This window comes from Halorubrum aethiopicum, from assembly GCF_001542905.1.
GTDB classification, from domain to species: domain Archaea; phylum Halobacteriota; class Halobacteria; order Halobacteriales; family Haloferacaceae; genus Halorubrum; species Halorubrum aethiopicum.
In genome coordinates, this window is record NZ_LOAJ01000001.1 from 2,172,224 (window position 1) to 2,191,956 (window position 19,733).

The 19,733-nt window shown below is 71.8% G+C and carries 20 protein-coding genes and 1 pseudogene; 9 read left to right on the forward strand and 12 right to left on the reverse strand.

From position 1 onward, the window contains the following. Nucleotides 1-117 precede the first annotated feature (117 nt). The 3 genes from AXA68_RS10320 to AXA68_RS10330 all read left to right on the forward strand — a co-directional run bounded on the left by AXA68_RS10320 (nucleotide 118) and on the right by AXA68_RS10330 (nucleotide 3,380). Nucleotides 118-1,482 carry an MFS transporter gene (locus AXA68_RS10320; RefSeq protein ID WP_066416221.1) on the forward strand — a complete coding sequence of 455 codons (1,365 nt, stop codon included), beginning with the start codon at nucleotides 118-120 and terminating at the stop codon, nucleotides 1,480-1,482. Between the two features lie 69 nt (nucleotides 1,483-1,551). Beyond that, nucleotides 1,552-2,283, forward strand: coding sequence for an SOS response-associated peptidase (locus AXA68_RS10325; protein ID WP_066416224.1), 732 nt, complete (start codon nucleotides 1,552-1,554; stop codon nucleotides 2,281-2,283). A gap of 161 nt (nucleotides 2,284-2,444) precedes the next feature. Beyond that, nucleotides 2,445-3,380, forward strand: a complete 936-nt coding sequence (locus tag AXA68_RS10330) for a DUF4349 domain-containing protein (protein WP_066416226.1) — start codon at nucleotides 2,445-2,447, stop codon at nucleotides 3,378-3,380. Between the two features lie 56 nt (nucleotides 3,381-3,436). Here AXA68_RS10330 and AXA68_RS10335 read toward each other — a convergent pair whose 3' ends face one another. The 5 genes from AXA68_RS10335 to AXA68_RS10355 form a co-directional block, all read right to left on the reverse strand. Then, on the reverse strand, nucleotides 3,437-4,291 hold the full coding sequence (locus AXA68_RS10335; protein ID WP_066416233.1) for a VOC family protein: 855 nt from the start codon (nucleotides 4,289-4,291) through the stop codon (nucleotides 3,437-3,439). Nucleotides 4,292-4,437: 146 nt separating this feature from the next. Continuing rightward, nucleotides 4,438-5,910 (reverse strand): small ribosomal subunit Rsm22 family protein, encoded by a 1,473-nt coding sequence (locus AXA68_RS10340; RefSeq protein ID WP_066418523.1) that lies wholly within the window; start codon nucleotides 5,908-5,910, stop codon nucleotides 4,438-4,440. A 4-nt stretch (nucleotides 5,911-5,914) separates the two neighbouring features. After that, nucleotides 5,915-6,688: a prephenate dehydrogenase/arogenate dehydrogenase family protein gene (locus AXA68_RS10345; protein WP_066416235.1), complete on the reverse strand. Its 774-nt coding sequence runs from the start codon at nucleotides 6,686-6,688 to the stop codon at nucleotides 5,915-5,917. 79 nt (nucleotides 6,689-6,767) lie between these two features. Further along, the gene (locus AXA68_RS10350; RefSeq protein WP_066416236.1) at nucleotides 6,768-8,045 is read right to left on the reverse strand and encodes an MFS transporter; all 1,278 of its coding nucleotides are present in this window, start codon (nucleotides 8,043-8,045) and stop codon (nucleotides 6,768-6,770) included. A gap of 96 nt (nucleotides 8,046-8,141) precedes the next feature. After that, complete coding sequence (locus tag AXA68_RS10355; protein WP_066416238.1) at nucleotides 8,142-8,816, reverse strand: DsbA family protein; 675 nt, start codon at nucleotides 8,814-8,816, stop codon at nucleotides 8,142-8,144. A 54-nt stretch (nucleotides 8,817-8,870) separates the two neighbouring features. Between AXA68_RS10355 and AXA68_RS10360 the strand changes: the two genes are divergently transcribed. Beyond that, entirely contained in the window at nucleotides 8,871-9,944 is a 1,074-nt protein-coding gene (locus tag AXA68_RS10360; RefSeq protein ID WP_066416239.1) for a hypothetical protein, read from the forward strand. Between the two features lie 85 nt (nucleotides 9,945-10,029). After that, a pseudogene (locus tag AXA68_RS10365) lies at nucleotides 10,030-10,320 on the forward strand (DUF5779 family protein); the annotation flags it as partial. 25 nt (nucleotides 10,321-10,345) lie between these two features. Here AXA68_RS10365 and AXA68_RS10370 read toward each other — a convergent pair. From AXA68_RS10370 to AXA68_RS10380, 3 genes are all read right to left on the reverse strand, one after another. Beyond that, nucleotides 10,346-10,783 carry an RNA-binding protein gene (locus AXA68_RS10370; RefSeq protein ID WP_066416258.1) on the reverse strand — a complete coding sequence of 146 codons (438 nt, stop codon included), beginning with the start codon at nucleotides 10,781-10,783 and terminating at the stop codon, nucleotides 10,346-10,348. Nucleotides 10,784-10,797: 14 nt separating this feature from the next. Then, nucleotides 10,798-10,986 carry a hypothetical protein gene (locus AXA68_RS10375; RefSeq protein ID WP_066416261.1) on the reverse strand — a complete coding sequence of 63 codons (189 nt, stop codon included), beginning with the start codon at nucleotides 10,984-10,986 and terminating at the stop codon, nucleotides 10,798-10,800. 144 nt (nucleotides 10,987-11,130) lie between these two features. After that, entirely contained in the window at nucleotides 11,131-11,712 is a 582-nt protein-coding gene (locus AXA68_RS10380; protein WP_066416263.1) for a DUF7524 family protein, read from the reverse strand. Nucleotides 11,713-11,817: 105 nt separating this feature from the next. Here AXA68_RS10380 and AXA68_RS10385 point away from each other — a divergent pair, with 105 nt between their 5' ends. Then, on the forward strand, nucleotides 11,818-12,717 hold the full coding sequence (locus AXA68_RS10385) for a universal stress protein (RefSeq protein WP_066416266.1): 900 nt from the start codon (nucleotides 11,818-11,820) through the stop codon (nucleotides 12,715-12,717). 548 nt (nucleotides 12,718-13,265) lie between these two features. Here the strand turns inward: AXA68_RS10385 and AXA68_RS10390 are convergent. The 3 genes from AXA68_RS10390 to AXA68_RS10400 form a co-directional block, all read right to left on the reverse strand. Beyond that, nucleotides 13,266-13,790, reverse strand: a complete 525-nt coding sequence (locus AXA68_RS10390; protein ID WP_066416269.1) for a DUF7109 family protein — start codon at nucleotides 13,788-13,790, stop codon at nucleotides 13,266-13,268. Then, nucleotides 13,787-15,004, reverse strand: a complete 1,218-nt coding sequence (locus AXA68_RS10395) for a glycosyl transferase family 2 (protein ID WP_232745101.1) — start codon at nucleotides 15,002-15,004, stop codon at nucleotides 13,787-13,789. The genes AXA68_RS10390 and AXA68_RS10395 overlap by 4 nt, the downstream gene beginning before the upstream one ends. Before the next feature lie 107 nt (nucleotides 15,005-15,111). Further along, nucleotides 15,112-16,284: an MFS transporter gene (locus tag AXA68_RS10400; RefSeq protein ID WP_066416270.1), complete on the reverse strand. Its 1,173-nt coding sequence runs from the start codon at nucleotides 16,282-16,284 to the stop codon at nucleotides 15,112-15,114. Nucleotides 16,285-16,463: 179 nt separating this feature from the next. On the opposite strand from AXA68_RS10400, the gene AXA68_RS17125 reads away from it, so the two are divergent. Next, on the forward strand, nucleotides 16,464-16,634 hold the full coding sequence (locus AXA68_RS17125) for an HVO_0758 family zinc finger protein (protein ID WP_198530048.1): 171 nt from the start codon (nucleotides 16,464-16,466) through the stop codon (nucleotides 16,632-16,634). Nucleotides 16,635-16,684: 50 nt separating this feature from the next. Here AXA68_RS17125 and AXA68_RS10405 read toward each other — a convergent pair whose 3' ends face one another. Continuing rightward, on the reverse strand, nucleotides 16,685-17,791 hold the full coding sequence (locus tag AXA68_RS10405) for an aldo/keto reductase (protein WP_066416271.1): 1,107 nt from the start codon (nucleotides 17,789-17,791) through the stop codon (nucleotides 16,685-16,687). Nucleotides 17,792-18,012: 221 nt separating this feature from the next. On the opposite strand from AXA68_RS10405, the gene dacZ reads away from it, so the two are divergent. Next, a complete protein-coding gene (dacZ, locus tag AXA68_RS10410) occupies nucleotides 18,013-18,846 on the forward strand; it encodes a diadenylate cyclase DacZ (RefSeq protein WP_066416273.1) in 834 nt (277 codons plus the stop codon). After that, nucleotides 18,846-19,658 carry a mechanosensitive ion channel domain-containing protein gene (locus AXA68_RS10415; RefSeq protein WP_066416275.1) on the forward strand — a complete coding sequence of 271 codons (813 nt, stop codon included), beginning with the start codon at nucleotides 18,846-18,848 and terminating at the stop codon, nucleotides 19,656-19,658. The genes dacZ and AXA68_RS10415 overlap by 1 nt, the downstream gene beginning before the upstream one ends. The last annotated feature ends 75 nt before the right edge of the window (nucleotides 19,659-19,733 follow it).

Genomic DNA, 19,733 nt, shown 5'->3' on the forward strand with positions numbered 1-19,733 from the left:
CCGCACGGTCGGCGGTCGGAACGGTTCGAGGCGGTCTCACCAAACGCCGTTCCGGCGGCCTTTGTGGTCGTCCCAACGGAACCGATAACATCCCGTGCGCTCGATACGAAGACGACTATGGCCCGGGAACGAGCCGCGACCGGCACGGACGACTCGGGACCGCTGGACGCGTTTCGACGGTTCTTCGCGCTCGAACGGGACGTGTTGGTGTTGTCGCTCGCGATGTTCGCGTTCAGCCTCGGCTTCCAGATGACCAATCGGTTCCTCCCGGAGTACATGGTCGCGCTGGGGGCGTCCGGGTTCGTCGTGGGGCTCTTCGGGACCGTCGGGAACGTCGTCTCGGCGGTGTTCCCGTACCCCGGCGGCGCGATCTCGGACCGGATCGGGTCGCGGTACGCGCTCACGCTGTTCGGACTGGTATCGACGCTCGGGTTCGTCGTCTGGTTGGTCGCGCCGTCTCTGGGTACGGTCACCGTCGGCGGCGTCGCGATCCAGCCGTGGATCTGGATCTTCGTCGGCCTGCTGTTCGCGCAGGCCTGGAAGTCGTTCGGGCTCGGTGCCACGTTCGCGGTCGTGAAACAGGCGACCGACCCGTCGCGACTGGCGGCGGGCTTCGCCAGCACCGAGACGTTCCGCCGGACCGCGTTCCTCGTCGGGCCGGTTCTCGCGGCCGTGCTGATCGGCTTTCACCCGGCGTTCACGGTGAGCTTCCGGTACGTCCTCGCCGTCGCGGTCGTCTTCGGGGTCGTGGGAACCGTGGCCCAACACGTCCTCTACGACGCCGGCGAGGACTCCATCGGCGACTCCTTCGAGGGGATCGATCGGATCAGACGGGACGTACGCGACATGCCCGAGCCGCTCCGACCGCTGCTGGTCGGCGACACGCTCGTGCGGTTCGCGAACGGGATGGTGTACGTCTTCTTCGTGTTGGTGATCACACAGTTCTACGAGGTCGGCCTCGAGACCACCGTCTCCCTGGCCGGGAGCTCCTACGGCGTCGACCTCTCCCCGGCGGCGTTCTTCGGCTACCTGCTCGGCGTCGAGATGCTGGTCGCGCTCCTCTCGATGGCACCCGCCGCCAAGGCCGCGGAACGGGTCGGGCTCAAGCCGGTCGTCGGGCTGGGGTTCGCGGTGTACGCCCTCTTCCCGGTCGTGCTCATCGCCGGCCCGGAGGTGCTCGCGTCGGCGATGCCGCTCTCCTGGGCGATGGTCCTCGTCTTCGCGTTCTCCGGGCTCCGCTTCGCGGGCCTCCCCTCCCACAAGGCGTTGATCGTCGGACCCGCGGAGCGGGGAACGGGCGGTCGCGTCACCGGGACGTACTACCTGTTGCGGAACACGGTCGTGATCCCGAGCGCCGCGCTCGGCGGCTACCTCTGGGAGTTCGCCAGCCCCGAGGTCGCGTTCGCGATCGCGGCGGCGATCGGCGTCGTCGGCACCGGCTACTTCCTCGTCTTCGGCGAGGAGTTCGAGGCGTACCGCTGATCGAACTCGCCACACCCGTCTCGCCGCACCCGCCGACCGTTTAAGTCCGCGCGAGTCGAACGGGAACCGATGTGTGGCCGCTACACCCTGTTCACGCCCGCGTCGGAGCTCGAGTCCCGCTTCGGCGTGGCGTTCGGGGACGGCTTCGAGCCCAGCTACAACTGCGCGCCCGGCGAGGACCTCCCGGTCGTGACGGCCGAGGATCCGGACGGGGCCACCCGCATGACGTGGGGACTGACGCCGTCGTGGGCCGACGAGTCGTTCGACCTGATCAACGCCCGAGCGGAGACGGTTCGGGAGAAACGGAGCTTCGCGGACGCCTACGAGTCCCGCCGGTGTCTCGTTCCCGCGGACGGGTTCTACGAGTGGGTCGACGAGGGCGGCGAGGCCGGAACGCGGCCGTACCGCGTCGCCTTCGAGGACGACCGACCGTTCGCGATGGCCGGGCTGTACGAGCGGTGGACGCCGCCGAAGCCGGAGACGACACAGACCGGGCTCGGCGCGTTCGGCGGCGGGGCGGACGCGGACGGCGAGGGGCGTGACGAGGACGACCGCGTCCGCGAGACGTTCACGATCGTGACGACCGAGCCGAACGACCTGGTCGCCGACCTCCACCACCGAATGGCGGTGATCCTCGCGCCGGACGAGGAGGAGCGCTGGCTCCGCGGCGACCCCGAGGACGCGGCGGCGCTCATGGATCCCTTCCCGGCCGCTGAGATGGAGGCGTATCCGGTCTCGACGCGGGTGAACGCGGCCGGAACCGACGGCCCGGAGCTGATCGAACCGGTCGGCACCGACTGAGTTCGGGCGGTTCGACCGACGAAACCGACGAAACCGACGAAACCGACGAAACGGCTCCCGACGGGACGGTCGCCGGCGAGGCCGGACGCGTCGGATTCGAGGGACAAGCGATCGTTTGTGTCTTGCGAGCTTTTACCGCGGTCGCGACACGTCTCACGCACATGGACGCGAGACGACTGCTGCTCGTCGTGACCGTCGCGGGGCTCGTGGCGCTCGCCGGCTGTTCCGGTGCCGGCGGCGGAGCCGGAGGGGGTGCGGACGCCGGCGGCGACGTACCCGAATCGCGGCCCCTCGAGGGCGACGGAGCCGGGGGGTCGAACGGGGGCGAGGACGGCGGAGGCGGTGCGGCCGAGGACGCCTACACCGTCACCGAAAACGGCGAGACGGTCGCGGCGGTGGCGGAGCGGCAACTGATCCGGACCGGCGACCTCCGGGTGACGGTCGACTCGTTCGAGGAGGCGGACGCCGAGGCCCGCTCGATAGTCGAGGAGTACGGCGGGTTCGTGAGCGACTCGACGCGCGAGACGCACGAGCGGGGCGACGAGAACTACACCGTCGGCTCGCTCACGGTCCGCGTCCCGAGCGAGGACTTCGACGCCGCCATGGCCGACCTCGAGGCGCTCGGAACGGTCGAGCGGTCGACGACGGAGAGCCGGGACGTCACGGACCGGATCGCGGATCTCGAGGCGCGCTTGGAGAACCGGCGGGCCGAGCGCGACCGCCTCAGAGAACTCTACGAGGAGGCGAACACGACCGAGGACGTGCTGGCGGTCCAGTCGGAGCTCGCGGACGTTCAAGCGGAGATCGAGCGGATGGAGACGCGACTGGCCTCCCTCGAGGAGCGCGTCGCGCTGTCGACGATCCGGGTCGAACTCCGCGAGGAGCCGCCCGCCCCCTCCGCCGTCTCGACGGCGTGGTACGACACCGGCGTCGTCACCGCCTTCCTCGAGTCCGTCCGCGGCCTCGGAACGGTCCTCCGGGCGATGGTCGTCGGTGCCGCCTACGCCGCGCCGTACGTCCTCGCGGCCGGCCTCCCGCTCGTCGGCGTCGGCTTCGCGGTTCGTCGCCGGCTGTCGCGATCGAACGATGAGGAGTGACGTCCGCGTGATTCGGGCGGCGGCTCCGCCGCCGCCGACGATCGACGGCGACTCGGCTACGACCCGTCGACCACGCGGATCTCGATCCCGTCCGGATCGGTGACCGCGAACGCGCTTTCCGCGGTCGATCCCACGACTTCCTCCCCGAGCCGCCCCCGGAGTTCGCGGCGGGCCTCGTCGCCGGGGACGACGACCTCGAACCAGTCGAGTCCGCGGCCGGCGGCCGGCTCCGTGCGTCCGTTCCACGTGTTCGCGCCGACGTGGTGGTGGTAGCCGCCGGCGGCGACGAACCGCGCGTCGGGGTAGCTCGCCCGGCGGTCGAAACCGAATGTCGCTATATAGAATCGCTCGAACGCCTCGAGCGAGGCGACCTCGAGGTGGACGTGTCCGATGTCGGTGTCGGGCGGTGCCCGGTCCTCGCCGGTCGCGGCCGCGGCGACGCCCTCGGCGTCGAGCGGTTCGGTGGTCATGTGGACGCCGCCGTCCGGGGTCCCGGTCCACGACTCGCGGGGCCGGTCGCGGTACACCTCCACCCCGTTGCCCTCCGGGTCGGCGAGGTACAGCGCCTCGCTCACGTCGTGGTCGGACGCGCCGTCCAGTTCCCACCGCTCCCGGATCCGTTTCAACGCGTCGCCGAGCGCGGCGCGAGAGGGCACCCGGAACGCGGTGTGGAACAGGCCAGCGTTCGCTCGCCCGCGTTCGGGCGCGTCGGGATCGGCGGTCAGTTCGAGAAGCGGCGTCCCGCCCGCGCCGAGCGTCGCGGTCGTCCCGTCCCGAGCGAGCACGGCGAGCCCGATCACGTCCCGGTAGAAGGCGGTCGTCGCGTCGAGGTCGCCGACGCGGAGCGCGACCCGACCGATACGCGTCTCCGCGGGGAGCGGCCGGTCGTCGACGCCCGGTGATGTGTCCATGCGGGTAGAACGGGCGGCACGGGAATCAGAATGTCGATGGGATCGGAACTCGGTCGGTATCGGTCACGGGACCGGCGTCGAGAACGAGACCGGTATCGGTCACGGAACCGGTATCGGGAACGAGGTTCGAGCCGCCGATCGCTCGGTCAGGGCGCGACGACGTCGACGACGGTCTCGTCGTCCACGACGACGTTGTACGCGCCCTCGTCGTCGTTCCAGAGCACGAGCCCGTTCTCGACGAAGACGACCGCGCCGTAGTCGGCCCCCCGGAGCCCGTCGTTGAGGACCGTCTCGCGCGTGCAGACGAGGTAGTGGTCGATACGCTGGGAGCCGTCGCCGACGCGGTACACCGCGTTCTCGCCGTCGCTCAGGTCGTGGCTGAGCTTCACCGCGAGGAGGTTCACGCGGTCGGTAACGTGCTCCTCCGAGTCGGCCATCCGCGCGCAGCGGTCGGCGCTCGCGCGGGCGTCGACCCGCCGTTCACCGTCGGTCCGCAGGATCGAGTAGGCGAACTGGACGTCGACGTTGTGGAACTCGCCGGGCTCGTCGGTCGCCTCGCGGGCGGCCGCCTCGTCGAGCCGGCGCTGGAACGGCGGCACCGCGAGGTCGGCCCGGACGTCGAAGGACCACCCGCGGTCGCTCGGGGACGCGTCGGGCCAGAGCCGGAGTTCGGGCGCGTACACCTCGACCCCGCTCTCGGGAGTCGCCACCGCGCGCTCGGCCTCGCGGAGCCCGATCGCCGTCTCGCGGTCCGCCGGCGCGAGCGCGACGAGGCTCCCGTCGGCCGCGAGCGCGTCGGTGGCGGCCTCGAGGACGGCGACCGGATCCTCGAGTTCGGAGAGGACGTTTCCGAAGACCACCAGATCGAAGGGCTCCGCGAGCGGATCCGACGGATCGGACGGATCGGAACGGTCGGACTGGCTGGACGAGTCGTCGAGGCCGAACAGCGCCTCGGCGGTCGTCCGGTGGACCGTCGACCGGAAGTTCCGATCGGTCTCCTCGAGCAGCCGGTCGAGGACGTCGGCGGCGGCGCTGGGCTCGACGGCGTGGTACTCCACGACCGCGTCCTCGGGGAGGTAGTCGTGGAGGCCGAGCGCCGGACCGCCGACGCCCGCGCCGACGTCGAGGACGCGGAGCGTCCGGTCGAGCAGGCCGTTCTCGGCGAGGTCGTCGAGGACGTAACCGATCGCCGCGTAGTAGCCGGGGAGGTGATAGATCGCGTAGCCGAGCGCGGCGATCCGGTCGTACTCGACGTCGTTGCCGTAGAGGTAGTCGGCCTTGAGTCGGCGGATCGTCTCTCTGAGCTCGTCGCCGGAGTCGCCGACGTGCCAGTTCGCGCCGAACTCCGCGACGAGGAGGTCCTCTAAGGCGAACGCGTACGCCTCGGGCAACGCCTCCGGAGCCCACCCCGGCGGGCGGACCGGATCGTCGTCGACGGGGACGAAGCTGCCGTCCTCGCGCTCGCGGAGCCGGAGGTCGAACGCCTCCTCGCGGAGCGTCTCGCGGACGACGGCGGGGTGTGGCGTCCCCTCGATGTACTCCGATATCTCCTCGGGGTCGATGGGGCGGACCTGGCGCAGGTAGTTGGCGGTGTCGCGGACCGCCGCTCTGTCGATCATGGGTTCACTCGTGTCGTTCGCGGGGGTCGCGCTCGCCACGGGCGCGCTCGTAGAGTTCGGCGAACCGCTCCGGGTCGGCGTCGGCTATCTCGCGGGCCGCTTCGGCGACGTCGTCGGCCCCGTCGAAGGCCCGCTGGATCTCGGCGTACACCGCGGGCGCGCCCTCGGTGACGGTGTCGGCCACGTCGTCGAGCGCCGCGGAGACGGGGGTGTGGAACTCCTCGCGAACCTCCTCGCCGGCGAGCCGCCACGCGAGCACCGCGGCGTGTGCGCCCGCCTGGACCGTCTCCATCGCGCGGTCGTGTTCGGCCGCGGTCGTCTCGAAGACCTCGTTGCCGCCGGCCTCGATCGCCGCGGAGACCCCCTCGATCACGGGTCCGAGTTCGTCGACGACGGCGGCGACGTTGCCGGGGACCCGCGGCGGCGCGAACAGCGGGTGGTAGCTCGCGCGCTCGAGGTCGGGGGCGTGATCGCGCATCGCCGCGATCGAATCGGTCATCTCGCCGGAGACGTCGAGGATCGCCCGGTCGGCCCGCGGCGCGTACGCCGCGACCGCGTCGGGCACCGCCGACATCGGGACGGAGAGACAGACCGCGTCGTGGGTCGTCTCCGCGCCGACCGGGACGGCCTCGGCGTCGCGCGCGGCGGCGGCGTCGGCGGCGACCGCGGGGTCGCGGTCGGTGAAGGTCACGCTCGCGTCGACCGGCGAAGCCTCGGCTGTGAGGGTGTCCGCCACCCAGCGGCCGATCTCCCCCGCGCCGACGACGAGCACGTCCATTCGTCGTTCGACCCGAGGGCGCGCCAGCGGTAAAAAGGCTCGACTCGTCCGCCCCGCCGGACCGCGCCGACCACGCGACTCAGTCGCCGGTCGGAGCGGCGGGATCCACCCGGGGGGCGACCGCGCGCACCGCCGGGAAGAGCGCCAGCGCGATAGCCAGTTCGAGGCCGCCCACGACGAGGAAGGCGGTCCGGTAGCCGAACGCGCCGGTCGCGCCCCCGCCGACGAGAAAGCCCGTCAGGAACCCGAGCGAGCCGAAGACGTTGAACGCCCCCATCGCCGCCCCGCGGGCGGCCGGGTCGACGAGGTCGGTGACGAGCGCCATCGTCGCCGGGGCCATGAGCGCGCCGCAGACGCCGACGAGCACCATCAGCCCGGCCGCGACCGGGTAGACGGGCGCGACGCCGACGCCGACCGTGACGACGCCGTACGCGATCGACCCGACCACGACCGGGACGAACCGGCCGACGCGGTCCGACAGCGTTCCGAACGGGGACTGTAGCAGCGCGAACGGGACGAAGAAGAGCGCGAGCGTCGCGCCGGCGCCGGTCGCCGAGAGCCCGAAGGTGGCCGGGTCCTGGAAGTAGTACACCCCGACGAGCGCGAAGAAGCCGGCCGTCAGGCGGTCGACGAAGCCGAACGCGAAGGGGACGAGGAGACCGGGGGTCTCGCGGGCGCGGGCGAGCACCTCCCGGAATCCCGGGTCGCCGTCCGTGGCGTCGGGGTCAGTGTCGGCGTCGGCCGCCTCGTCGTCGCCGGCGGCTCCCGTGTTCGTGACCCGCTCCCCCGCCGTCCGGTCGTCGACGGTCGCCGCCAGCAGCCCCGCGCCGGCGAGGACGACCGCGCCCGCGTACACGGGGTAGAACGCGCCGAGGTCGGCGAGCGCCCCGCCGACGACGGAGCCGACCGCGGCTCCGAGCCCGATCGCGAGGCCGGCTGCCCCCATGTTGCGGCCGTTGCCGCCGCCCAGGTCCATCAGCATCGTGATCGCGAGCGAGAACGCGCCGATCGTGAGCGACCCGCCGACGACGCGGACGAGGAGGGCCGCCGGGAAGCCGAGGCCGAGCCGCGGGACCGCGGCGAGCGCGGCGTAGGCGGCGGCCCCGCCGAGCGCGCCGGCCACGACGAGCGGCACGCGCCGGCCGAGCGCGTCGCTCGCGGCCCCCCAGACCACGGCGAACGTCACGAACGCCGCGAACTCGGCGACGAGGAACCACATCCCCGCGTCGATTCCCGCCGGCGCGCCGAGTTCGACCACGAGGTCGGGGACGCCGGGATAGAGGAGGACCTGCGAGATCAGCACCGCGAGCACGACGGCGACGAGCCGTCGCCGGTCCCCGCGGTCGTCGTCCGTCATCCCCTTATAAAACGGGTCGGACGCCCAAAAGGCCGACGTTCGGGTGTCGTCGTCGGGTCGGCGATCGCGGATGCCGACGGACCGACGTTCGACGCTTCAGAGCGCCGACTCGATCGCGTCGATGATCGTCGACGACTCGTAGCCGTCGACGGCCTCGCCGTTCACGAATATCGTCGGCGTGCCGGTGAGCCCCATCGACTCGCCCTCCTCGCGGTCGCTCATCGACGCCTCCTCGTACGTCGAGAACTGGGCGTCGGCGATGGCGGCACAGGGGTCCGCCCCCGCCGTCTCCGCGGCGGCTCCGAGCGCCTCCCCGCTATACTCGCCCTGCGACTCGTAGGCCGCCGTGGAGAACGCGAAGAACGCCTCGTCGCCGGCGCGGTCGCCGACGCCGCGGGCCGCGCTGGCGACGGGGACCGCCCACGTCTCGTTCACCGGGATCGGGAAGTCCCAGTGCTCGTACCGGATCTCGCCGGAGGCGACGAACTCCTCGCGGACGGCCGGGAAGTGCTCGAGCTTGTAGGTCGCACAGTGGGGACAGGTGAAGTCCTCGAAGGCCTGGACGACCACGTCGGCCTCGGGGTCGCCGAGGGTCGGCCGGTACCCGAGGTCCGGGTCGCTCGGCTCCGTGAGGTCACAGTCGTACTCGCCGGTGTCGAGCGTGTTTCCGCCGTCCTCGCCGCCTCCGCCGTTCCCGCCCGCACAGCCGGCCAGTCCGAGCGCGCCGCCGGCCGCGACGCCGGAGAGCAGCGCCCGCCGCGTGTGTTCCATGTCGTCGGCTCGGGGTGGGACGCACTTAACCACACCGAGAGCCTCCATCCGGCCGTGACCCGACCGTCGACGTACGCACACGCCCGCTACCTGGAGGCCAAACGCAGCGTCGACGACCGCGCGCTCCACCGCCCGACGCTCGACCGGCTGCGGGCGGCGCTCGCGGACCGGTCCACTCCCCTCCGCGTCGTCGAGGTCGGCTGCGGCACCGGGACGATGCTCCGGCGGCTCCTCGAGTGGGGGGTTCTCCCCGACGAGGTCGTCTACCGCGGGTACGACCTCCGGGAGGGGACGCTCGACCGCGCCGTCGACGAACTCGGGAGGTGGGCCGACGACGCGGGGTACGCCGTCGATCTCGACGACGAGACCGGCGACGATCCGGAGACGACGCGAGGGGTCCGCCTCGACGGTCCCGGCGGGTCGTCCGTGACCGCGACGTTCGCCGCGGCGGACGCGGTCGAGGTCGCCCGCCGGACCGACGCCGAGTACGACCTGCTCGTCGGCTGCGCGTTCCTCGACCTCGTCGACCTCGACCGAGCGCTCGACCCCCTCCTCGGGTTCGTCCCCGGCGGGCTCGCGTACTTCCCGATCACCTTCGACGGGGAGACCTTCCTCGCCCCCGCACTCGGGGACGGGGAGAGGGAGAGGGAAAGGGAGGGGGAGGAGGTCGACGAGGCGACCGAACGCGCCGTCCTCGACGTCTACCACGCGACCATGGACGCGCCGGACCGTCCGGGCGGGAGCCGGACCGGGCGGGAGCTGTTCGCGGCGCTGCCGGCCGCCGGCGGGGAGGTCGTCGCCGCCGGCGGCTCGGACTGGCTCGTGACGCCGCCGTACCCGGCCGACGAGGCGTACTTCCTCCACCACCTCGTCGACGGGGTCGAGGGGGCGGTCCGGGAGGCGCTCGCGAAGCATGACCGTGAACGCGTCGGCGACGAACGCGTCGACGACGAACGAGTCGGCGACGAACGCGTCGACGGCGACGCCGACCGGGCCGGCAGGCGGCTCTCACCCGAACGGGTCTCGGCGTGGGCCGACGCGAGACACCGCGCGGTCGCGGACGGCCGGCTGACCTTCGGCGCGCACAATCTCGACGTGCTCGCGCGCGTCGAATCGAACGACCGATAACGGGACTCGAAACGGGAGATCGACGGGGTCGTCTCGGTGAGACCCCGCCCCGAACGCTTTTGCCGGCGTGAGTCGACGCTGAGGTATGAGCGACTGGGACCTCGACCTCCGCGACGCCGAAGAGCAGATGGACGAGGCATTCGCCGACGCCGGCGACGTCGTCCTCGGCGTTCTCGACGGGACGACCGACCCGGAGACGTGGATCCGCACCGTCGACTACGGCAACACCCTCGTGTTGTCCGTGGAGGGAGACCTCAACGAGCTGGCGGCCGGCTTCGCCCGCGAGATCAAGGACATGGGCGGCGAGCTGATGCACTTCCGCGGGTTCCTGATCGTCTCGCCCCCCGGAACGGGGATCGACACCGACCGGCTGAACCGATAGCGCTCGCCTCGGGGTCGCGCTACGACGCGTCCGCGAGCCGGGAGAGCGTCTCGCGGGCGTTCTCGACGGCGGCCTCCTTCTTCGCCGGATACGCCTCGACCTTCGCCCGGACGGTGATGCCGGGGCCGAGTTCTATCTCGCCGCGGAAGGCGGCCTGTTTGTCAAGCCGCATGAACAGCGCGCAGTTGTCGTCGACCCGCTGGTCGAGCTCCGCGAGCACGCGGTCGAGGTCGTCGAGTTCGGCGATCCGGTCGAGGACGTGGCGCATCCCGTCGGCGCGCTCGATCCGCGCGGAGAGGACGACGATCCGGTCACCGTGGTGGCCCACGTTCTCGACGCGGTCGAGTTCGGCGCCCTCGGGCAACAGCGAGCGGAGCGCCTCCTCGACGCGCTTCTCGTCCTCGGTCGCGTACGAGAACGCCCGGAGGTCGACGTAGTGGAACGGGACTGCGGGCACGGGCGGAAAAGGAGTTACTCCTCGCTTTCGACGGCGTCGAGCGAGTCCTCGGGGACGCCCGTCTCTTGGCCGTCCTCGAAGCTCACGGTGTAGGTCGCGTCGCCGAACATCGTCTCCATCACCTGCGTGATCCGCCCGGTCTCGCCGTCGTACTCGCTGTGTTTGTCGTGGAGGACGACCTCGTCTTCCTTCTCGAAGCTCATGTCTCCCGGTTCCGCCGGGACGCTTAAAAGCGCGCGGATCCGGCTCGAGCGGCAGTTCGGCGGACCGGCGGTTCGGCAGTTCGGCGGACTGGCGGGCCGGTGGACGGCCACCGCGGCGGAGCGGCGGAGCAGCGGAACGAGTCCTCACCGAAGCAGGTACAGCGTGGCCGCGAGCGTCACCGCGAGGACGGCGCCGACGGCGAGGAAGACGAGCACGCTGTCGATCGCGAACGCGGCGGCGACCCCGAGCGCGACCGCGAGAAACGAGACGAGGAGCGCAGGCACGCCGCCCCGCTCCACGGCCCGCTCGAGGCCGGCGACGAGCCGGGTCGGCCACGGCGGTGGCGGGCTGTGCTCCGGCGGCTTCGAGAGCCGCTCGTCGACGACCACCTCGTCGGGGGCCACCTCCGGCGGCGGCTCGATCCGCACGTCGACGTACGCGGTGTTCGAGCCGTACCCCGTCACGACCTTCAGCTTCCCGCGGACGGGTTCGTCGACCTCGGCGATCGAGACGTGGACGCGGTTGACGGCGTCGTCCTCGACGTAGTGGTTCACGTCGGCGATCGAGGCCACCCGATCGAGATCGTCGTCGAGGTGGAGGTGGACGTGCGTCGATCGGCCGCGGTTCGCGAGCTCGATCGAGAACGGGGCGGTCGTGGCGAACCGGTCGGGGGCGCTGATCGAGTGGACTTCGTCCCCGTTCAGTTCGACGGCGAGGGTCGACACGCGTGGTACCTCACGCCGCGGTCAAAAAAAGATTCAGTATGATCCGGGTCGGATCGGGCCGATGCGAACGCATTAGCCGCGGGGGGTCCTACCTCGAGGAGACACATGTACGACGACCTCCTGCTGCCGTTCGACGGGAGCGACGGAGCCGCCAACGTCCTCGGACACGCCGCCGACATCGCGAGCGTGACCGACGCGACGGTTCACGTCCTGTTCGTCGCCGACACCACTCGCGACAGCGTCACGGTGATCGAGGGCCGGACCGTCGATGTGCTCGAGCGAGAGGGAAAGCGCGTCGTCTCGGAGGCGACCGAGGCGCTCGAGGCCGCGGGCGTCGACCACGACGCCGCGGTCCGCCAGGGCAATCCCGCGCCGACCATCGTCGACCACGCCGAACGGGAGGGACACGACCTGATCGTGATGCCGACGCGCGGTCGCGAGGGGCTCTCGCGACACCTCCTCGGGAGCGTGGCGGAGAAGGTGGTCCGGCACTCGACGGTCCCGGTGCTCACGACCCGGATGCGCCCGGACGAGCGGCGCGCGTTCCCGTACGAGCGGATCTTGATCCCGACGGACGGGAGCGCCGGCGCAGCGGTCGGGGCCGAACACGGCCTCGCGCTCGCGGCCGCGCTCGACGCGACCGTCCACGGGCTGGCGGTCGTCGACGACGAGGGGTTCGACCCGCTCTCGGGACTCCTCGACGACGGCGGGGACGACGAGGACGCCCCCGTCAGCGCCGTGGACGGGAAGGCCGCCGCGAGCGACGCCCTCGACGACCTGGCCGACGCGGCCGAGCGTCACGGGGTCGCGGAGTTCGGTCGGCACGTCGAGCGCGGGGACCCCGTCGAGACGATCGTCGACGCCGTCTCGGAACTCGACGCTCACGCGGTCGTGATGGGTGCGACGGGGGACCACGGCGACGAGCGGGTCCTGCTCGGGAGCGTCGCGGAGCGGACGGTCCGCACCGCCCCCGTCCCGGTGATCACGGTTCGAGACGGTGCGTGAGCGGGCAGCACCGCCTCGTCGAGCAGGGTTTCTCGAGTGGATCGGTAGTATAGCCGAAGCAACGAGCGATCGCCGGAGCGGTGGCGCGCCGGTGAGTGCCGCGGAGCGGCACGAACCGCCCGCGAGGGACGCCACGAGCGCTTGAAAAGCGCGAGTGGCGAGGCTGGGGAGGCGTGAGGTGCGGGGCGGTACGGTTGGGTGGGACTCAAAGGGGCAGTCGCGAGGGCGACGGCGGCCGCAGTAAGCAGCGTGGCGCTACGCGCCACGGGCAGCCGGCGGCGGAGCCGCCGGCGACACCGCAGGAGCGAACGAAGTGAGTGACGAGGAGCACAGCAAGGCCCCCGAGCCGTCGCGACTGGGGCTTTGGAGATGTTCATCGTCCCAGCAACGATCCCGTTCTCATCACCCCGATCTCTACTGAAAGACCCGTCCTACAAGCCCTCGAGTTCTACCGAATAACCCATCAAACCGATACGAGAAACGCGCATTCTCACGTGTGTCCCGGCTCGCTCGCGGAGTGCTTACCGGTCCGACGCGTCCCCTCGCGTTCATTCCCCGTCGAGTTCGGCCACGATCCGCTCGCGGATCGGGCCCGCGTCGACCGGGGCCCAGGCCTCGACGTCGTAGGTCACGTCCGCGAGGACCTCCAGCCGCTCCGCGTTCTCCTCGGTTATCGCGGCCACCGCGTCGCTCGAGAGGCGGTCGATGACCGCCGCGGAGAGGGTCTCCCTGTCGACCGCCCGCTCCGGCACGTCGAGGATGTGGGGGAGGTCCTCGGCGTTCGCCGGCAGCGATGGGAACGCGGCCGGACCGACCGCGAGCGGCTCGGCCTCCTCCCCGATCCCGTCCCCCTCGGTCGAGAGCGCCTCCCGCGGCGCGGGGACCAGCGCGTACTCCGCGACCGCGACGTCGATGGCGGCGTCGATCGCCGCCGCGTCCGCCTCGGCCCGCCGCTTGAACGCGAGCTCCGAGACCGCCCGCGAGAGCTCCTCGCGGGTGAGCCACTCGAAGAGGTCGACCACGCCGGCGAGGTCGTCGCGGGCGGCGACGCTCGGGCCGGCCTCCCCGCTCACCGGTCGCCACCCCCGGTCGGGGACCGGTCGCGATGGAGGGACGCCTCGGGGTCCGGATCGGGAGTCGCGTGCGAGGCCGATCCCGACGCCGACTCCGCTTCCGACGCCGACGCCGACGCCGATCCCGCGACCGCCTCCAGGTCGGCCGCGGCCGCCTCGGCGACCGCCGCGGGCGAGACCGGGGCGTCCGACCACGCGGGGAGCCGGGTGTCCGGACCTGGTTCGGCGACGGCGTCGGCGTACGTCGCCACCTGTGCGCGCTCGTCGTCGCGGTCGTACGCGAGCCCGTTGAACGCGGCGTCGGTCGCGTACCGGCGGACCAGTTCCTCCGCGGCCTCGCGGTATCGCCCCGGGAGCGTGTCGTACGCGACGTCGACGCCCGCGTCGTCGACGGCGCGGAGCGTCGCCGCGCCGACCGCCCGGCTCATGTCGGCGAGGCCGGTCGGGCCCTCGACGGAGCGGTGGTCGTGTTCGTACCGCCCGAGGTCGACCTGCGCGCTCCCCGCGAAGCCGGCGTGCGAGAACGCCTCCCCGAGCGTGCCGATCTCGAGCCCCCAGCCGCGCTGGATCCGGAGGTCCGAGACGAGGTCGGCCGTCGCCGCGAACTCGCCGGCGAGCGCGTAGCGGAACGACTCGAGGTACTCCACGACGTCCGCGTCGTGCGCCTCGGCGAGCGCGCGGACGAGCGGCCGGAAGAAGAGGCGGAACAGCCGCCCGTACAGCGCGCCGTCCTCGACGCGGGCGTAGTAGCCCTTCGCGAAGTCGTGGCCGTGGGCGATCGGGAAGAGGAGCCGGTTCACGAACGACGGCGAGTACGTCGTCGTGTCGGCGTCGTGGACGACGACGAACTCCTCGCGCAGCGCCCGGCCGAGCCCGAGCCACACGTCCCGGCCCTTGCCGCGGTCGCCGTCGAGGTCGTGTTCGGCGAGCAGGTCGGCGAGCCGCGGCCCGTCACACCACAGCGCCTCCACGTCGAGGTCGAAGCCGTCGAGCCAGGCCGCGAACGGCCCCGCCCGGTCCGCCGTGGCCCGCAGCGGGACGATCACCCGCGCGGGGTCGACGCGCTCGAGGGAGGCGAGCACTCGTTCGGCCGCGAGCGTCCCGTACTCGCGTTCCGTCATCGGCACCACGACGGCCGCGCGCCCGGTCGGCGCGTCCGGGCGGTGGTCCGTCAGCGCGTGGAGCGTGGTCACGCGCTCTTGTACGTACTCCATTACCCGATCACAGGGGAACGAGCCCCTAAATACGCACGATACCCCGGATCCGCGAGCGCGACGCGTTCGACTTGGCGAGGCGTCGCGTTCTCCGGTGGGAGGCCGACTCAGGCGTGTGCGGCCCCGCCGGGGATCCGCCCGAACGCGTTCAAGACGGCGTAGACGGCCACGAGGACGGCGAGTCCGGCGGCGGAGGTGAGGAAGACGGCGTCGTAGCTCGCGCCGGCCTCGACGGCCTCGCCGACGACCCACGAGCCGGCGGCCTGCGTCGTCATCATGCCGGCGGAGTAGACGGCGTACGCCGACGCCCGCGACTCGTCGGGCAGCGAGCCGAGCAGGTACGTGTCGCCGGCGGGAAACAGCATGTGGACGGAGAAGCCGACGAGCACGCTGGCGAGGACGACCGCGACGAACCCCGACGCGAGGACCGCGAGCACGACGCTGACGAGGAAGGCCGCCACGATCCCGAGGATGTACGGGACGTTCGGGAGCCGGTCGGCGATCTCGCCGGAGACGATGAAGGCGGGGACGCCGGCCGCGAAGATCACGGTGAGGAGGTTGCGGGCGGTCGCCGGCGGGAGCCCCTTGTCGATCATGTACAGCTCGTAGAAGTTGAACAGCCCCTGCCAGACGAACGCCGTCACCCCGACGAGCACGACGCCGGCCACGATGATCCGCCACTCCGAGCGCGCGCCGCCGAAGAAGTCCGTGTCGCTGCGGCCCGCCTCCGGGAGGTCGGTCCGGCGGGCCAAGGCGACGACGAGGACGGTCGTGAGCGCGGCCGCGACCGCGAGCCCGTAGAACGCGTACCGCCAGTCGTACCACAGCGTGACCGTGACGACCGGCGCGGCGATGACCGCCGACAGCTGGCTCGCCATCCCGTGGATCCCCATGACGCGGCCGACGCGCTGGGGGAACAGCTCCGCGACGAACGGGTTGGCGGCGACGAAGTAGACGCCGGAGGCGCTCCCGACGACGAACGCGGCGAGCATCAGCGCGGGGACGCCGGGCGCGAGCGCGACGCCGAGCGCGCCGACCGTGAGCATCGCGCCCGAGACGACCACGACGCTGACCCGCGAGGTGCGGGTGAGCGCCCAGCCGGTCGGGATCCGGGGGGAGGCGGAGCCGAGCCACGCCAGCGTGACGACGAGGCCGGCCGTCCCCTCGCGGATCGTGAACTCGTCGATGAACTCGCCGACGAGCGGCGCGAACACCACCCGCGCGAAGTTCGCGAGGAAGACCATCGCACACAGCGAGCCGAACAGCCGGTTCCGAGACACGATGGGCGTTTCCGGCCACCGGGTACAAACGTTGCGGAACCGGCCGCTCGCGCCCGATCCGGTCGCGGCCCGCGTTCGCGATCCGGCCACGTCGCCGCCGCGGCGGAACCCCTCGGTCGTCTGACGCCCGTCGTCCGACGTGCGGGGTTTTTATACCCACCGGCGACGAACGTTGACACATGAAATCCACGCGCAAGGCGCTACGGGACGGTGACCTGTTCAAGGACACCTACGAACGGCTCAACTGCGCGACGTGCGAGAAGGTGCTCAAAAAGCAGAACGACCCCGACGAGGTGTTCGCGGTCCGCATCTGTCCGGAGTGCGGCGCCGAGTTCAAGGAGCTCCGGTAGTCGCCGCACGCCGCGACTGCCTCGCCCTCTCCGTCTCTCCTTCTCGTCACCTACGCGAAGACCGCGTCGAACGCCGACGCGCCGAGCGGGTCGAACGTTCCCGCGGCGACGTTCTCCCGCAGGTGGTCGGGATCCGTCGTCCCGACGAGCGAGCAGGTCACGCCCGGCGCGCTGCGCGCGAAGTTGAGCGCGCGCTGGGCCGGCGTGTCCCCCGAGAGCCGCGCGTCGACGCCCGCGGGGATCGACCCCTCCGCGGTCAACTCGCCCTGCCCGACGCTCGCGCTCGTGACCACCGAGAGCCCGGCCTCGTGGGCGAACTCGAGCGTCGAGATCGGCTCGCCGTCCGGATCGTCGGGTGGGCGCTGGTTCGCCCGCGTGAACGCGTCGGCCATGTGGACGGTGAAGGGGAGCTGTACCGCCGCGAGGCCGTGGTCGTCGTCGGGGCCGACCGCCTCGCCGGCGGCCGCCGCGCGGGAGAGGACCTCGCGCAACGAGAGGTACCGATCCGCGCCCTCGGGGACGCGGAACGCGTCCCACGTCGCGACCCCGTACGCCCCGACGTCGCCCGCGGCCCGCCGGCGCTCGAGCGTCTCGAAGGCGGCCTCCAGCGCGTCGTACACGGCCTCCCGCGACCGCGATTCGAGCTGCGTCTCCGGGTTGTGGACGTAGTAGCAGTCGACCCGATCGAGGCCGAGCCGGTCGAGCGAGCGGTCGAGCGACCACTCCAGGTAGCCCGGCGCGAGCGAGTGTGCGCCGACGAGGTCGGCCGGGTCGACGATACCCGGCTCGAGGTATCGATCCCTGAGGTACGCGGCGGGGTCGTCGGGGCGCTCGCCGTCGAACGGGAGGAACCCGCCCTTCGTCGCCACCACGACCGCCTCGCGGTCGATCGCGGCGTCCCGAACCGCCTCGCCGACGACCCGCTCTGACCGCCCGCAGCGGTAGTTGACGGCGGTGTCGACGTGGTTCACGCCCGACTCGATCCCGAGCCGGAGCGTCTCCCGGAGGGCGTCGTCGACGGCGGCGGTCGGCTCGCCGAGGTACGTCCCCAGCCCGACGCTGGAGGCCACGCCCGGTCCGAACCGCCTGAAGTAGGTCCGCCCGAAGGCGTCGCCGAACGCGTCGCGGTAGCCCCAGAGGGCGTCTCGGGTGGCCATGGTCGTCCGGATCGACGGACGTGACGCATAAAACGTGTCCGTATCGTCGCGGACCACCGTCGCCGGCCACCGGCAGCGACTCCGAACGACGACCACTGACGACGGCCACCGCCGACGGCCGCCGACGACGGACGCGGTATCGCGGCCCCCGCTTCCAGCGTCCGACGCCCGTACGACGCCGTCACAACGGTTTTACGTCCTCCCGGAGTCGTGACAGGGCGATGGCGTCACTCACCGATCACCTGGCCGATCTCGTCGAGGACGCCGACGCGGTGCTCCTCTTTTCTCCGACCGCCTCGTTTCACGACCGGTTCGTCGCCGACGAGGGGGGCGATCGGAGCGGCGACCGGGCCGAGATCGTCGTCGTCGCGCCCGACAACGACGTCGACGCGGACCCGTTCGTAGAGCTGCCGATCCCCTTCCGGGACGTGCACGACCGGATCCGGTTCGGGATCGAGGGGGCGATGGAGGCCGACCTCGTGGCCGAGGGCGACGAGGTCGTCTGCGTCGTCTCCGTCTTCGAGGGCGAGTCCGACGCGGTGATCCGCGTCACCGTCGACGAGACCGTCCACACCGGCATCTACGACCTCTTCGTCGAGTCGCGAGCCGATCCGGGCGTCATCCGCGACGTCCTCGAGGTCGCCATCGAGCTCGGCAAGAAGGGCCAGAAGGGGAAGCCCGTCGGCGCGCTGTTCGTCGTCGGCGACGCCGGGAAGGTGATGAACAAGTCCCGGTCGCTGTCGTACAACCCCTTCGAGAAGTCGCACGTCCACGTCGGCGACCCCATCGTGAACGTCATGCTCAAGGAGTTCTCCCGGCTCGACGGCGCGTTCGTGATCTCCGACTCGGGGAAGATCGTCTCCGCGTACCGCTACCTCGAGCCCGCCGCCGAGGGCGTCGACATCCCGAAGGGGCTCGGGGCCCGCCACATGGCCGGCGGCGCGATCACCCAGGACACCAACGCGACCGCGATCGTCCTCTCGGAGTCCGACGGCCTCGTCCGAGCGTTCAAGGGCGGGCAACTGGTTCTGGAGATCGACCCGGAGGAGTACTGATGACGGCGGCGGAACCCACGCTCTCCGCGAGTCCCGCTCGGACCGCGGGGGAACTGCTCGCCGTCGTCCCCGACCGCGTCTGGCTCGCGCTGGTCGTGCTCGCGATCGGGCTCGTGCTGGCGTTCCTCGTCGGCGTGATCAACCGGCGGCTGCTGATCCGGGCGGGCGTCCCCGAGGCGATAGAGGGGACGACCTTCGAGCGCACCGCCCGCGAGTTCGACACCTCGACCGTCCGGATCGTCGCGAAGCTGTCGACGTACTTCATCGTCGCCGTCACCGTCCTCGTCGCGTTCACGGTCGCGGAGGTGCGCTACGTCGACCTGTTCTGGTCGGACGTGGCCGCGTTCGTCCCTCGGCTGTTCGTCGCCGTCCTCGTGTTGATCGTCGGCGTCGTGCTCGGCGATAAGGCCGAGCTGCTCGTCGCCGAGCGGCTCCGGGGGATCAAGCTCCCGGAGGTGGGCGTGCTCCCGACGCTCGTGAAGTACAGCGTCGTCTACGTCGCCGCGCTCATCGCGCTCGGGCAGGTCGGCGTCCAGACGCTCGCGCTCGTGGTGTTGCTCGCGGCGTACTCGTTCGCCGTCGTCCTGTTGACCGCGCTGGCGACGAAGGACCTCCTCGCGGCGGGCGCGGCCGGGGTCTTCCTGCTCCTCCGGCAGCCGTACGGTATCGGCGACGAGGTGCGCGTCGCCGGCCAACGCGGGATCGTCCAGGAGGTCGACCTGTTCGTGACCCACGTCGAGACCGACGACGGCGAGCACGTCCTCCCGAACCACGCGGTCTTCCGCGACGGGATCGTGTTGATCCGCGAGTGAGCCGCGCCGGGGTCGGTCTCGGGGTCACCCGTTCCCACGCCGTGGGACCAGCTGTCACCCTATATCAGCGACGGA